Source organism: Sinorhizobium sp. 6-70, assembly GCF_030124375.1.
Taxonomy (GTDB): Bacteria; Pseudomonadota; Alphaproteobacteria; order Rhizobiales; family Rhizobiaceae; genus Sinorhizobium.
The window spans coordinates 698,816-711,673 of sequence record NZ_JASKLS010000001.1; the positions used below are offsets into that span (position 1 = coordinate 698,816).

Below are 12,858 nucleotides of genomic sequence, written 5' to 3' on the forward strand. Positions count from 1 at the left end.
GCTATGTCATGCGAAAAGCTACCTTCCAGCCAGCCGTTCTAAAGCCGGAAAAGGAGTTCATGCCGATGACAATCACGACGCGACCAATGGAGGCGATCGCCGAAGGGGGCGAACGGACGCCCTCCTTTCGCTGGGCGCTTGCCGCCCTTTCCCTCTCCATGCTGCTCTCTTCGCTCGGCACCAGCATCGCCAATGTCGGCCTGCCGGCTCTGGCCGAAGCGTTCGGCGCCTCATTCCAGGCGGTGCAATGGGTCGTGCTCGCCTATCTTCTCGCCATCACCACGCTCATCGTCAGTGTCGGGCGGCTCGGCGACATGGTCGGCCGCCGCCGTCTGCTCATCGCCGGCATCGCCCTCTTCACCTTTGCTTCCGTGCTTTGCGGCGTCGCGCCCACGCTCTGGATGCTGATCGCGGCGCGGGCCGTGCAGGGCCTCGGCGCCGCGATGATGATGGCGCTTGCGATGGCGCTCGTCGGCGAGACGGTGCCGAAGGCACGGACCGGCAGCGCCATGGGGCTGCTCGGAACGACATCGGCGATCGGCACCGCCCTCGGTCCCTCGCTCGGCGGCCTCCTGATCGCCGGCCTCGGCTGGCGGGCGATCTTCCTCGCCGGCGTGCCGCTCGGCGTCCTCGCATTCTTCCTCGCTTGCCGCAGCCTGCCCGCGGACCGCGAGAGACCCAAGGATCGGACGGGCTTCGACACCACCGGCACCGTGCTGCTGGCGCTGACGCTCGCCGCCTACGCGCTCGCCATGACGATCGGACACGGCAGTTTTGGTCCACTCAACATCGGCCTGCTGTTGGCGGCGATCTTCACCGGTGCCCTCTTCCTGTTTACCGAGACGAGAACGGCTTTCCCCCTGCTCCGCCTCGCAATGTTCCGCGATCCGGTGCTCTCCTCCGGCCTCGCCATGAGCGCGCTCGTCTCGACGGTGATGATGGCGACGCTGGTGGTCGGACCGTTCTATCTTTCCCGCGGGCTCGGGCTCGATGCCGCGCTCGTCGGCCTCGTCATGTCCGCTGGCCCAGTCGTTGCGGCACTTGCCGGCGTCCCCGCCGGCCGCCTTGTCGACCGGCTCGGCGCGCAGTCGACGACCGTCGCGGGGCTCGCCGCGATCGGCGCCGGCGCGTTCCTCCTCTCGCTGCTCCCGGCAGGGTTCGGCATCGCCGGCTATGTCGCGCCGATCATGATCGTTACCGCCGGCTATGCCCTGTTCCAGGCGGCCAACAACACCGGCGTCATGAAGGATGTCGGGCCTGGCGAGCGGGGCATCGTCTCCGGCATGCTCAACCTTTCGCGCAACCTCGGCCTCGTCACCGGCGCCTCCTTCATGGGCGCGGTGTTCGCGCTTGCCTCCGGCACGAGCGAGATCACCGCGGCAGCCCCGGAGGCCGTTGCCGCCGGCATGCGCATCACCTTCTCCGTCGCCGCGGTCCTGATCATCGCCGCACTCGTCGTCGCCGTCATCAGCCGCGCTTTCGCAAGCCGCGCTTCGGTTGCTGGCGATGCAGCATGAAGTCGCTCGGACGGAGGCTCGTCGGCTCCTTGATCACCTAATTTTCGCCATTTGCCCCTAATTTTCAGTATTTCAACGGCGCCGCCTCGGTGGCATTATATTAGCGTCGGGAAATATTCTGCCCGCATTCGCCCGCGCCGCGTCCGGCCCCTCCCGAAACGGACGGCCTGCAGGGCGAACCTAGAGAAGCCCCAGCTTCCCCTAATGGCTGGGGCTTTTTCCTATCCTTGAAACTCAGCAACCGGCTCGAACCGGCGCTGGCCCTCGGACCGGCGCTGGCCCTCGGACCGTCGTTACGGCCGCACCAAAAACGCCGGCGATGCCCGCCTGTCGATTGCGCGCCCGAGCGTCTGAAACACCCGATCGTCCAGGCACTGCGAAACATTGAACCGCATGAACGCCTCAGCGGACTGGGAAAGGCTGAAGGCATTGCCGGGCGCCAGCACCACGTTCTCGGTCAGGGCTTCCTGGGCAATGTCGGCGGCGTCGAGCCCCGCGGGCAGCCGGCACCAGAGAAACATGCCCGACTGCGGCTCCAGCCAAGGCTCGATGCCAAGCTTTCTCAGCCGGGAGCCGGTCTCGGCCATGGCGCGCGAGAGCCGCGAGCGAAGCGCCTCCATGTGCTTGCGATAGCCGCCATCCCTCAGCACGTTGTAGGTGAGCTCAGCCGAAAGGCGTCCGCCGCCGAACGCGGTGGCGATCTTCAGGTCCGCCAGTCCCTCGATCCATTCCGGACGCGCCGCGATGAAGCCGCAGCGCGCCGAGGCCGACAGTGTCTTCGAAAAGCTGCCGATGTGGACGACGCGGCTGAGGCCATCGAAGGCCGCCAGTCTTGGCGCGGGCGTCAGCTCGAAATCCGCAAAGATGTCGTCCTCGACGATGGTGAGGTCGAACTGGTCCGCGAGCTTCAGCACCCGGTGGGCAACGACGGGAGAAAGAACCGCACCGGTCGGATTGTGGATGGCGGAATTGGTGATGTAGAGGCGCGGCCGGTGCTCCGCGACCACCTTGGCGAATGCTTCGATGTCCGGCCCCGTGGGCGTATAGGGCACGCTGACGATCTTGGCGCGGTGGGCGCGCAGCAGCGCGTGGAAATTGAAGTAGCACGGGTCGTCGACAAGCACCGTATCGCCGGTTTCGAGGAAGAAGCGGCACAGGAGATCGATCGCCTGCGTGCCCGACTCCGCCAGCATGATGCAATCGGGCGAGGCTTCGATCCCGCGCTCCATCATGCGCCGCGCAAGCAGTTGCCGGAGCGGAGGAAATCCGAGCGGCGTCCCGTAGTCGGTGAGCGCGGCGTCCTCCGCCCGCGAAAGGCCGCGCAGCCCTTTGCGCAACGCCGCCTCCGGCATCCACGACGGCGGCAGCCAGCCGCAGCCGGGCTTGAGCGTCGCATCGCTGCTTTCGAGCGACTGCCGGGAAACCCATAGCGGGTCGACGGCACGGTCGAGCCGCGGTCCGATCTCCGCCAATGCCAGAGGCACGACCTGCCCGGAAACGTAAAAGCCGGAACCAGGTCTCGACGCAATCACCCCTTCGGCAACCAAGCGCTCGTACGCATCCACCACCGTCGAGGTCGAGACCTGCATGGTCGTGGCGAAGGCGCGGACCGACGGCAGCTTGCTCCCCGGCGTCAGGCTGCGATTGGCGATGCGCTGTCGGATCGCGCCCATCACCGCCGCAACGCGTGTGCCACCACCCTCGGCTGTCGCTGCGATGCCCATCTGTACTGCTCCACGATGCATAACAGTTTTGTCTAACTGTACTGGATTGTCTCTGGCGGCACCAGCCACTTCGGCGGATACCGGCATTGAAAAAGGAGAAGGCTATGGAAAAGACGACGAGCGGATGGATCAACGGGTTTCTCGGCGTGCTGATCTTCAGCGGCTCGCTGCCCGCGACCAGAGCCGCCGTGCTCGATTTCGACCCGGTGTTCCTGACCGTTGCGCGGGCCGGCATCGCGGGCCTGCTTGCCCTGTTCCTTCTTCTTGCCTTCAGGGAAAAGCGGCCCACAACCGACCAGCTCTTCTCCCTGGCAATCGTCTCCCTCGGCGTCGTCGTCGGGTTTCCCCTGCTGACCGCCTTCGCGCTTCAACACGTGACATCGGCGCACTCGATCGTTTTCGTCGGAATGCTGCCGCTCGCGACCGCGACTTTCGGCGTGCTTCGTGGCGGCGAGCGCCCTCGCCCCGCCTTCTGGATGTTTTCCGTCGCGGGAAGCCTGCTGGTTATCGGCTTCGCGCTCGCGCAGGGTCTCTCGGCCTCGCCCGTCGGTGACGCCCTCATGCTCGCTGCAATCGTCGCTTGCGGGCTCGGCTATGCCGAGGGGGCGAAACTGTCGCGCACCCTTGGCGGCTGGCAGGTGATCTCCTGGGCGCTCGTCCTGTCGCTCCCCGTCATGCTCTCGATCGCGCTCGCCCTGATGCCGTCGTCATTCGCTGAGGTGGGTATGCCCGGCTGGCTCGGTCTTGGCTATGTTTCCCTGTTCAGCATGCTGATCGGCTTCATCTTCTGGTACCGCGGCTTGGCGCAGGGCGGCATCGCGGCGGTCGGGCAATTGCAATTGCTGCAGCCGTTTTTCGGACTAGCCCTGGCCGCGACCTTGCTTCATGAAGAGGTGAGCCTCACGATGCTCGTGGTGACGGTCGCGGTCATCCTCTGCGTCGCCGGCGCACGCAAGTTCGCGAAATGAGCGATGCTGTGCTTGAATGCCGCCAGCAATAGGAACCGGACTCGATGTACACACCGCCAGCCTTCAGAGAGGATGATCGCGCCGCACTCCATAGGATGATGCGCGAGGCGCGGCTTTGCCACTTCGTGACGGCCACCGCAGATGGCCTGATCGCGACGCCGTTGCCGTTGATCCTCGATCCGGACGAAGGCGAGCATGGGACGCTGCATGGCCATCTCGCCAGGGCCAATCCGCAATGGAAGGCCCCGCCGATCGGCGATGCCATGGCGATCTTCATGGGGCCGGATGCCTATATCACCCCCTCCTGGTACGCGTCGAAACGCGAGCACGGCAAGGTCGTCCCGACCTGGAACTATGCGGCGGTGCATGCCTATGGACCGGTGGAGTTTTACGACGATGCTGAGCGCTTGCTCGAGGTCGTCACGCGGCTGACCGATCTTCACGAAGGGCCGCGCGCCGATCGGTGGGCCGTCACCAATGCGCCCGAAGCATTCGTTCAAGCACAGCTCAAGGGCATCGTCGGGCTTAGAATGCCGATCACCCGGATCGAGGGCAAAAGCAAGATGAGCCAGAACCGCCCCGCGGCGGACAGAGCCGGCGTTGCCGAGGGCCTGGCAGGCAGCGAACGAATTTCGGACAGGGCCGTCGCAGGTTTGATTCCGACTGACAGCGAATAAGACGCTCCGTAGTCACGGGTAAGCATTCCGCCGCGCTACTTCCGGTGGTATGTTGAGGCATGACCCGCGATGCAGCCATAGCGAGAGCAGAGGCCTACTTCGATTCCGGTGCTTTCCGCGATGATCTCGCGCGTCGCGTCACCATGCCGACGGAGAGCCAGAATCCGGATCGCGCTCCAGTGCTGGCGGACTATATCGAAGCCGAGATCAAGCCGGCCTTCGAAGCACTCGGCTTCGCCTGCCAGACACTGTCCGAGGGCAACTGGCCTTTTCTCTACGCCGAGCGCATCGAGGATCCGGCAAGGCCGACTGTGCTCGGCTACGGTCACGGCGACGTGGTTCGCGGCCTCGAAGATAGCTGGAACGAAGGCCTGTCCCCATGGCGGATGACGGAACACGACGGCCGATGGTACGGACGCGGCGTCGCCGACAACAAGGGGCAGCATTCGATCAACATCGGGGCGATCAAGGCTGTGCTGGAGACGCGCGGCAGACTTGGCTTCAACGCCAAATACCTGATCGAAATGGGGGAAGAGCGGATCTCGCCGGGCCTTCGCGAGCTGGCCGCCACCCACAAGGACTTGTTTCGAGCGGACGTTCTGATCGCCTCGGATGGACCACGTCTCTCAGCCGCGCGGCCAACGGTGTTCCTGGGGTCGCGCGGCGCCGTCAGCTTCGATGTCTGGATAGATGCGCGCGAGGGCAGCCATCACTCCGGCAACTGGGGCGGCCTTCTTTCCGACCCGGCGATTGAGCTTGCGCACGCTCTTGCAAGCATCACCACCCCGACGGGTGAGATTCTGATTCCAGAATGGCGTCCGGAGGGTATCCCCGAGGATGTCCGGCGCGTACTTGCCGATTGCCAGCTGGAACCGAGCGCCGGCGATCCCGACATCGATCCCGATTGGGGCGAACCCGGTTTGACGCCGGCGGAAAAGCTGTTCGCCTGGTGCTCCTTCGCGATCCTCGCCTTCGAAGCGGGGAACCCGAGGACGCCTGTCGGCGCCATTCCGCCGCGGGCCTGGGCGCGGTGCCAGTTGCGCTTCGTCGTTGGCGTCGATGCCGAAGATATCCTTCCGGCGCTCAGACGGCACTTCGACCGCCACGGCTTTTCCCATGTGCGCGTCGCTCAGTCGAACGACGCGGTTTTTCATGCGACACGGTTGGATCCCGGTCATCCATGGGTCAATTGGACGGTGGACTCGATTGTTCGCACCACCGGCAAGAGACCGGCCATCCTGCCGAACCTCGGCGCATCGCTGCCGAACGACATTTTCGCCGATATCCTGGAACTCCCGACCGTGTGGGTCCCGCGTTCCTATCCCGGGTGCTCCCAGCACGCGCCGAACGAGCATCTTCCGCTCGTGATCGCCCGCGAGGGTCTGGCGCTTATGGCCGGGATCTATTGGGATCTCGGCGAAGCGGGCGTGCCGGGACAACATCAGTAGCGGTTGCCGAGTGATGCCAGCCGACTTGGCGTGAAGCGGGCGCGGGTCATTGTGCGCCGTCCGCTGCGACGCCGATTGCTCATGCTGTCACCCGAGGCCGCCCCGTAACCTGATGGCGACATCAAGGTACGCGCATCTGCGGATTGGTTGATGCAGTGGTCTCATTTGATATGCCCGTCGCCGGCTCCAGCCAGTCGACCACAGCTATGGCGAGGGCGAGAGCAATGGCCGGCGCTGCGAGCGCTGCCAGGAACGCGAATCTCTTCATTGCCGGCATCCCGGAAAGGCATGGTACAACAAGATAGGCCGTGGTTGGGGAGGAACTCCTCGCTCGGTTGCAAGAAGGTTTAGGGCACTCATCCACCGAAAGTATCAGACCTAAGTCCGATGCGGCGTGCCAAAGGTCTGATACCCGTTGCCGAGTGTTTCTCCGGGTGCATATTGCGGCACGTAAACGCCTGCGGAATCAACGGCTAGCCCCCGCCGCCGTAGGCGTGAGAGGTCCCAGAGCGATGCTCCCCGCCCCCTTTTGCACCACTCTGGGACCTTCCATGTCTTGCGCTTCAGTGCCGAGCGTCTGTCAGGCGCGCAAAGACGCCGTAGCCCGTCCAATTGCTTCGTCGGTAATCGGGTAACGGCGCTGCAGTTGCTCCCTTCGCATGGGTCGGCCTGGCCTCGCCGGCCCGATGGCCCGAGACGAATGTTCTGACGCACGCCACATTTCGGGCGCATGCTATGAACATCGGTGGCAAATGACACGGGCGCCCACTGGCTGAGAGATACGTGCACTTTCGCCCCAACAGGAGCCGCGGCCATGTCTCCCTCTCGCGACTTTCAAACCGGCCTCATCCTACCGGCCGACATCGAATTTCTTCAGGGCGTTTTCAATTCCACACTGGAGGCGAAAAAACTCCCGTGCACCAGTCCTGAAGCAGAAGCGCTCGCCAAGAGGCTCTTTACCCTCTACCAGGCGGGCGTGAGGAGCCCTGCGGAACTGAGCGCGTTGGTGGCGTAGCCGAGAAGCTCCCTGCCTGACGGCATGATCGCAATGCGCCACAGCGTTTGTGCGTCTGATAAGACGCGCGGGGCCGGTTGCCGGCCCCGCGTGGGTAACGAAGATCAGCCCGCGATCGCCGCGACGACCGGGACGACGTGCGGCCAGACCTCGAGCGATCCGCGATAGATCATGTCGAGCGCGACATAGAGGATGATCGCCAGACCGATGTAGGCGATCCAGTGGTAACGGTTGAGCAGCTTGGCAATGAGGCCCGCGGCAACACCCATCATCGCGATCGAGAGGATGAGGCCGAACACCAGCACCGTCGGATGCTCGCGAGCAGCACCTGCAACCGCAAGCACGTTGTCGAGCGACATGGAGACGTCCGCAACGACGATCTGGATCGCCGCCTGCATGAAGGTCTTCTTATGCGGCTCTCCATTCCCCTCGTCCGCGCCTTCACCCTGGGCGGCACGCAGTTCGCGCCACATCTTCCAGCAGACCCAGAGCAGCAGGATGCCGCCGGCGAGCAGCAGGCCGATGATTTCGAGGAGCTGGACGGTCACACTGGCAAGCGCGATGCGGAGAACGGTCGCGGCGAGAATGCCGACCAGGATCGCCTTCTTGCGCTGCTCGGTCGGAAGCCCGGCGGCGGCAAGGCCGATGACGACGGCGTTATCCCCGGCAAGCACCAGGTCGATGACAATAACCTGCAGAAGCGCCAGCAAGCCGGCAGACGTAAAAATTTCCATGATGTGTTGATCCCCACTGAGCAAAGCGGCTCGGCATCGCTACGGATAAATCATCGATCGATCAAGTGGCGATGCCGGTCTCAATCAAAAAAACTGGAGTGCGCCGCCACGGACGCGCTCGCGCGGCTGGCGCGCGATGCTATTGCCGGGCTTTCCAAGGATGCCAGCAGTGAAGGCCGCTCCCGCGCGCTGTTGCGTGTTTGCGTCGATCAACGACTGCGCACCCGTTTTCTCCAGAGAATCGGACCGGGGCGGCAGAAAATTGCCCAGATTGACCCTTAGCCGCGCATTTCAGGTTTAGTGAGACATAATATAGGGGACCTGATGCGCGGATATTTGATCCTCTCCGAAGCAAGAAGCGGCTCCAGTTGGCTGAGCACTCTCCTCGGTCATTCCGGCGAAATGGGATTGCCGGCCGAGTGGCTGGCCCCGAAGGCCCATCGCCTCGATGTCAACGCCCTGCCTTTCGACGCGTTCTTCGGAGAAATCATCGGGAAATGCTCGACCGCGAACGGAGCGTTCGGCATGAAGATCTTCCCGAACCAGCTTTTCGTCACCCAGGAGCGCTGCGGCCGGGACTTCATCCGCCATTGCCTTTCCGAGCATGAGACGGCGCTGGTCTTCCTTCGGCGCAGGGACACGTTGAGGCAGGCGATTTCCTTCGCGCGGGCGCGGCAGACGCGGGCCTTTGCCGCCCACCACGGAGCAAAGGCGGAGCCGCGCTACGACTTCGAACAGATCGCCCGCTGCTTCTTCTATATCCGGGAAAGCTACAATTTCTGGCAGAGTTACCTGGAGCTCCTGGGCGCGCCGTTCACCGAATTTGCCTACGAGGATCTTGCCGCCGACCCGAACCCTTTCATCGCGCATATCGCGGAACACCTTGGCGTTACCGCTCCGGCGAGGGCCAAAACGACAATGGCCGTTCAACGCGACGGCCTGACGGAGGAATGGATCGCGCGCTTCAACGAAGATTGCCGGTCGGGAAACATGCTCAGGGCCTACGACCGTCGCGAGCACATTGCCGGCAAGATGCGCAACTTCGCGAAACTGGCGTCCGGCAAGCTCGAGCCGCGATATCCGTTCGCGTTTTAGCGGACTACAGCGCCGTGCGCCTTTTCAGACGCACGAAGGACGCTGTAGCACTTTGAATTGCTGTCCTTAATTCGGCTACGATTTAAGGAAACATGCAAGCAGGGCGGCGCGTCCGCGCCGCGATCGACGTGCGGTCGCTTCGACGCACGGCGGATGTTGCGGGCGGCTGGCGTCTCTGCAACACTTGACCGATTGCAGCCGGAGAGCGGGTATGACGCTTGGCGAAATTCGGGCATTGCTGCTTCAGCTCCGCTATTGGGGGCGCCTCGAGATCGGTGGCAAGTTCCGCATCGACGGAGGCATAATAAATCCGAACAGGGGCAAGATCCGCATCGGCCGCAAGGCGGAAATCAAGCGCGGCGCGATCATCGATGCCAATGACGGCTTCGTCACCATCGGCGATCATTTCAGCCTCAACCCGTATTCGATACTTTATGGCTCCGGCGGCCTGACGATCGGCAACTGGGTGCGGATCGCCGCCCATGTGGTCGTGGTCCCGGCCAATCACGGCTTCAGCGATCCCAATGTTCCGATTAAGAAGCAACGCGAGACGAGACTGGGGATCGTCATCGAGGACGACGTCTGGATCGGCGCCGGAACGGTGATCCTTGATGGCGCGCACATTTCCCGGGGGTGTGTGATCGGCGCGGGCAGCGTCGTGAGGGGCCGAACGGACCCGCTCGGCATCTATGCCGGAGTTCCCGCGCGAAAAGTGGGTGTCCGCGGAGAGAAAAGACCCATTGCCGATGCACGCGGAACGCCCCGGAATCCGACGCTATCGCGCAACAAGGACTAGATGAGGATTCATGCGTGGTTATCTCCTTCTGACCGAGGCACGAAGCGGATCGAACTGGCTCGGGTCGCTCATCAATCAGTCGCAGGACATGGGCAGATCCACCGAGTGGCTGTCGCCCAAGCTTCACGGTCTCGATATGGGCGCCCTCTCATGGGACGCCTTCTTCGCGGAAGTCATCCGGAAGTGCTCGACCCCGAACGGCGTGTTCGGCATGAAGATCTTTCCGAACCAGCTTTTCGTGACGCGCGAGCGTTACAGCCGGGATTTCATCCGCCATTGCCTTTGCGAACATGAGACAGCGATCGTCTTTCTCCGACGCAGAGACACGCTGAGGCAGGCGATCTCGTTTGCGCGGGCAAGACAGACACGCGCTTTCGCCGCCCACCACGGGGCAAAGGCCGAGCCGCGCTACGACTTCGAGCAGATCGCCCGGTGCTTCTTCTACATCCGCGAAAGCTACGGTTTCTGGCAGGGCTACCTGGATCTCCTCGGCGTGCCCTTCACCGAATTCGCCTATGAAGACCTCGCGAACGATCCGAGCCCCTTCATCGCGCATATCGCCGGGCAGTTGCGCGTCTCCCCGCCGGCCACGGCTGAGACGACGATGACCGTCCAGCGCGACGACCTGACGGAGGAATGGATCGCGCGCTTCAACGAGGATTGTAGCTCGGGGGATCTGCTCAAGGCTTACGATCGCCGCGAGCACATTCCGGGCAAGATGCGCAATTTCGCGAAACTGGCGACCGGGAAACTCAAGCCGCGCTATCCCTTCGCGTTTTAGATCATTTCATTGTTTCATTGAAACAGTGAAATGATCTAACTCGTTGAAACTACGCAATTCCGGACGGAAAACCGTTACACACTTTTCCTGGAATTGCTCTAGCCGACGGGGCGCGTGCTTCGCGTGCCGCCGCCTGCCACGCAACACGCGTGCTTGCGATGGTTGCGCGAGCTACCATTTTTCCCCAACTTTTCCGAGTTTCCCGAGCGCGCGCCCCGCTCGGGCCATGGCTTCGTTTCCAATGCCGTATTACGGGCGATAACCCCTCGGATACGGATCTCCCCCAGGAATGCAGTACAGACCTATGGTACCTGGCGATATGTCGAAACGCCCTTCCGCGATTGCCGCCGTTTTGGACGGCAACCTGTCTTTGCGATGACCTTGACGGCCGGTACCGCCGCGGTCATCGCGGAGACGGTTTTCCTTCGCGGCAAGGGCCGCACAGGTTCAAGCCCCGAGCTTGTCACGCAAAACTTCCAGTCGACGCTCGCCTGGCTGCGCTCGATCGGGCTCCAGCCCGTTGTCGTAAGTCCGCCTCCGAGGGACGGGCGCAATACCGGACTTTGCGTGGCGCGGGCACGCTTGCTTGGGCTGCCTTCCGGAGATTGCGATCTGCCGGTTGCGGCGGTCGAGGCACATGACAGGGAGGTCCGATCGGTGCTGGCCAGCGTGGCTGCGGACTTTCCCGTCCTGAATTCCACCGATTATCTTTGCGACGCCGTCAATTGCCGGGCGGAAGAGGACGGCGTCGCGATCTATGAGGACGACGGGCATTTTTCGCAGCAGGGCTCCCGGCATATCGGCGGAACGCTGGATTTCTCCCGGGCCTTCGCAGCCGCAGCCGAGCATGGCTGCGAGCAAAAGCCCGGCGACAACCGGTCCGCGCCGCGCGGGAATTGCGGATTTGAGCCGCCACGGGCTGCCGAGTTGAATTCCGGTCATGATCCCGATAAACGCAGCTATCGCAGCGGCACCTGGAGCGGATTTTGAAGGACCTTCACTACCCCTTTCGTCTTCTTGACCATGAGAGCGGGCGGGGCCAGCGAAGCCTTCTCGACCGGATCGTCACCCGGTATGAGACCTTCAAGCTGGCGGCGCGTGAGCGCAAGCGGAAGCGGGACATCGAAATGTCGTGCCTGAACGAGGGCGGCGCTCGGCCGCTCGGCCGCGACGACATTCCGGTCGTCTTCAACACGCACAACGACGTGAAGCTGATGCCGTCCTTTCTCGCTCACTACAGAAGGCTCGGCGTTTCGCGCTTCATCTGCATTGACGATGTGTCGTCCGACGGCACGCGCGAATATCTCAGCTCGCAGCCGGACGTTGACGTCTGGAGTTCGCCGTTGCGCTACCGGGACGCCCGGCGCGGGCGCGAATGGCGCCAGACGCTGTTCGCGCGCTACGGCAAGGACCGGTGGTATCTCAACGTCGATTCGGACGAATTCCTGATCTACGACGATTGCGAACGCCAGCCGCTCCGCAATCTCATCCGTGCGCTTGAAGCGCGCGGCGAGAAGCGCCTCGCTGCGCCCATGCTCGACATGTACCCGGTCGGCCCGCTCGGATCAGCGGCACTCGACAGCACGGATGCACGGATGCCTTGGGAGATCGCCGACCACTTCGATGGCGCCGGATACGAGATCACCTATACCAAGCGGGCGATCAGCATCACCGGCGGGCCGCGCAAGCGGAAGTTCGCGCACGTGCTGGAACTCATGAAATATCCGCTGATCTTCTGGGACAGGGAATGCAACCTCGGGGTCAGCATTCACCAGCCGCTTCCCTGCGAGCGGAATTTTCCGGCGATCTCCGGCGTGTTGCTGCACTTCAAGTTCTTCTCCGACTATAAGGAGAAGATCGAGCACGCGGTGACGGACGGACAATATTTCGACGGCGCCGCCGCCTATCGCAGGATGCTGGACGATCTGCAGAAATCCGGCGATTTCAACTTCCAGAGCCCGGATTCCGTGCGGTTTTCCGGCTCAAGGCAATTGCGCGACCTGGGTTTCATCGCCCCGATCGCGTTCACGTCGGACTAGCCGGCTGAGGCCTGCCTACAGCGCCGCGCGTCTTATCAGACGCGCAGAGGACGCTGTAGCACTT

Annotated in this window: 13 protein-coding genes; 10 read left to right on the forward strand and 3 right to left on the reverse strand. The window is 63.3% G+C overall.

The window, feature by feature from the left end; genetic code table 11:
• The first annotated feature begins 86 nt into the window (after window positions 1-86).
• Complete coding sequence (locus QN222_RS03450; protein WP_284005244.1) at window positions 87-1,517, forward strand: MFS transporter; 1,431 nt, start codon at window positions 87-89, stop codon at window positions 1,515-1,517.
• Between the two features lie 293 nt (window positions 1,518-1,810).
• Here QN222_RS03450 and QN222_RS03455 read toward each other — a convergent pair whose 3' ends face one another.
• Entirely contained in the window at window positions 1,811-3,241 is a 1,431-nt protein-coding gene (locus QN222_RS03455; protein WP_283965126.1) for a PLP-dependent aminotransferase family protein, read from the reverse strand.
• A 104-nt stretch (window positions 3,242-3,345) separates the two neighbouring features.
• On the opposite strand from QN222_RS03455, the gene QN222_RS03460 reads away from it, so the two are divergent.
• The 3 genes from QN222_RS03460 to QN222_RS03470 are packed head-to-tail and all read left to right on the forward strand — an operon-like array spanning window position 3,346 to window position 6,334.
• Window positions 3,346-4,209, forward strand: a complete 864-nt coding sequence (locus QN222_RS03460; protein WP_283965125.1) for a DMT family transporter — start codon at window positions 3,346-3,348, stop codon at window positions 4,207-4,209.
• A gap of 44 nt (window positions 4,210-4,253) precedes the next feature.
• The gene (locus QN222_RS03465) at window positions 4,254-4,886 is read left to right on the forward strand and encodes an FMN-binding negative transcriptional regulator (RefSeq protein ID WP_283965124.1); all 633 of its coding nucleotides are present in this window, start codon (window positions 4,254-4,256) and stop codon (window positions 4,884-4,886) included.
• Window positions 4,887-4,945: 59 nt separating this feature from the next.
• A complete protein-coding gene (locus QN222_RS03470) occupies window positions 4,946-6,334 on the forward strand; it encodes a M20 family metallopeptidase (RefSeq protein ID WP_283965123.1) in 1,389 nt (462 codons plus the stop codon).
• A 121-nt stretch (window positions 6,335-6,455) separates the two neighbouring features.
• Here the strand turns inward: QN222_RS03470 and QN222_RS03475 are convergent, their stop codons facing one another.
• The gene (locus QN222_RS03475; RefSeq protein ID WP_283965122.1) at window positions 6,456-6,602 is read right to left on the reverse strand and encodes a hypothetical protein; all 147 of its coding nucleotides are present in this window, start codon (window positions 6,600-6,602) and stop codon (window positions 6,456-6,458) included.
• Window positions 6,603-7,148: 546 nt separating this feature from the next.
• Here QN222_RS03475 and QN222_RS03480 point away from each other — a divergent pair.
• The gene (locus QN222_RS03480; protein ID WP_283965121.1) at window positions 7,149-7,349 is read left to right on the forward strand and encodes a hypothetical protein; all 201 of its coding nucleotides are present in this window, start codon (window positions 7,149-7,151) and stop codon (window positions 7,347-7,349) included.
• 104 nt (window positions 7,350-7,453) lie between these two features.
• Here the strand turns inward: QN222_RS03480 and QN222_RS03485 are convergent, their stop codons facing one another.
• Window positions 7,454-8,083 carry a TerC family protein gene (locus QN222_RS03485; protein WP_283965120.1) on the reverse strand — a complete coding sequence of 210 codons (630 nt, stop codon included), beginning with the start codon at window positions 8,081-8,083 and terminating at the stop codon, window positions 7,454-7,456.
• Between the two features lie 324 nt (window positions 8,084-8,407).
• Here QN222_RS03485 and QN222_RS03490 point away from each other — a divergent pair, with 324 nt between their 5' ends.
• From QN222_RS03490 to QN222_RS03510, 5 genes are all read left to right on the forward strand, one after another.
• Window positions 8,408-9,178 carry a Stf0 family sulfotransferase gene (locus tag QN222_RS03490; protein ID WP_283965119.1) on the forward strand — a complete coding sequence of 257 codons (771 nt, stop codon included), beginning with the start codon at window positions 8,408-8,410 and terminating at the stop codon, window positions 9,176-9,178.
• A gap of 211 nt (window positions 9,179-9,389) precedes the next feature.
• A complete protein-coding gene (locus QN222_RS03495; protein ID WP_283965118.1) occupies window positions 9,390-9,974 on the forward strand; it encodes an acyltransferase in 585 nt (194 codons plus the stop codon).
• 10 nt (window positions 9,975-9,984) lie between these two features.
• Window positions 9,985-10,755: a Stf0 family sulfotransferase gene (locus QN222_RS03500; RefSeq protein ID WP_283965117.1), complete on the forward strand. Its 771-nt coding sequence runs from the start codon at window positions 9,985-9,987 to the stop codon at window positions 10,753-10,755.
• 375 nt (window positions 10,756-11,130) lie between these two features.
• Window positions 11,131-11,745 (forward strand): SGNH hydrolase domain-containing protein, encoded by a 615-nt coding sequence (locus tag QN222_RS03505; protein ID WP_283965116.1) that lies wholly within the window; start codon window positions 11,131-11,133, stop codon window positions 11,743-11,745.
• 71 nt (window positions 11,746-11,816) lie between these two features.
• On the forward strand, window positions 11,817-12,794 hold the full coding sequence (locus QN222_RS03510) for a glycosyltransferase family 2 protein (protein WP_283965128.1): 978 nt from the start codon (window positions 11,817-11,819) through the stop codon (window positions 12,792-12,794).
• The last annotated feature ends 64 nt before the right edge of the window (window positions 12,795-12,858 follow it).

Bases quoted from the DNA above. Each gene is read 5' to 3' on its own strand.
- QN222_RS03450 (WP_284005244.1), top strand. From the start codon at position 87: ATGGAGGCGATCGCCGAAGGGGGCGAACGGACGCCCTCCTTTCGCTGG.
- QN222_RS03455 (WP_283965126.1), bottom strand. From the start codon at position 3,241: ATGGGCATCGCAGCGACAGCCGAGGGTGGTGGCACACGCGTTGCGGCG.
- QN222_RS03460 (WP_283965125.1), top strand. From the start codon at position 3,346: ATGGAAAAGACGACGAGCGGATGGATCAACGGGTTTCTCGGCGTGCTG.
- QN222_RS03465 (WP_283965124.1), top strand. From the start codon at position 4,254: ATGTACACACCGCCAGCCTTCAGAGAGGATGATCGCGCCGCACTCCAT.
- QN222_RS03470 (WP_283965123.1), top strand. From the start codon at position 4,946: ATGACCCGCGATGCAGCCATAGCGAGAGCAGAGGCCTACTTCGATTCC.
- QN222_RS03475 (WP_283965122.1), bottom strand. From the start codon at position 6,602: ATGAAGAGATTCGCGTTCCTGGCAGCGCTCGCAGCGCCGGCCATTGCT.
- QN222_RS03480 (WP_283965121.1), top strand. From the start codon at position 7,149: ATGTCTCCCTCTCGCGACTTTCAAACCGGCCTCATCCTACCGGCCGAC.
- QN222_RS03485 (WP_283965120.1), bottom strand. From the start codon at position 8,083: ATGGAAATTTTTACGTCTGCCGGCTTGCTGGCGCTTCTGCAGGTTATT.
- QN222_RS03490 (WP_283965119.1), top strand. From the start codon at position 8,408: ATGCGCGGATATTTGATCCTCTCCGAAGCAAGAAGCGGCTCCAGTTGG.
- QN222_RS03495 (WP_283965118.1), top strand. From the start codon at position 9,390: ATGACGCTTGGCGAAATTCGGGCATTGCTGCTTCAGCTCCGCTATTGG.
- QN222_RS03500 (WP_283965117.1), top strand. From the start codon at position 9,985: ATGCGTGGTTATCTCCTTCTGACCGAGGCACGAAGCGGATCGAACTGG.
- QN222_RS03505 (WP_283965116.1), top strand. From the start codon at position 11,131: ATGACCTTGACGGCCGGTACCGCCGCGGTCATCGCGGAGACGGTTTTC.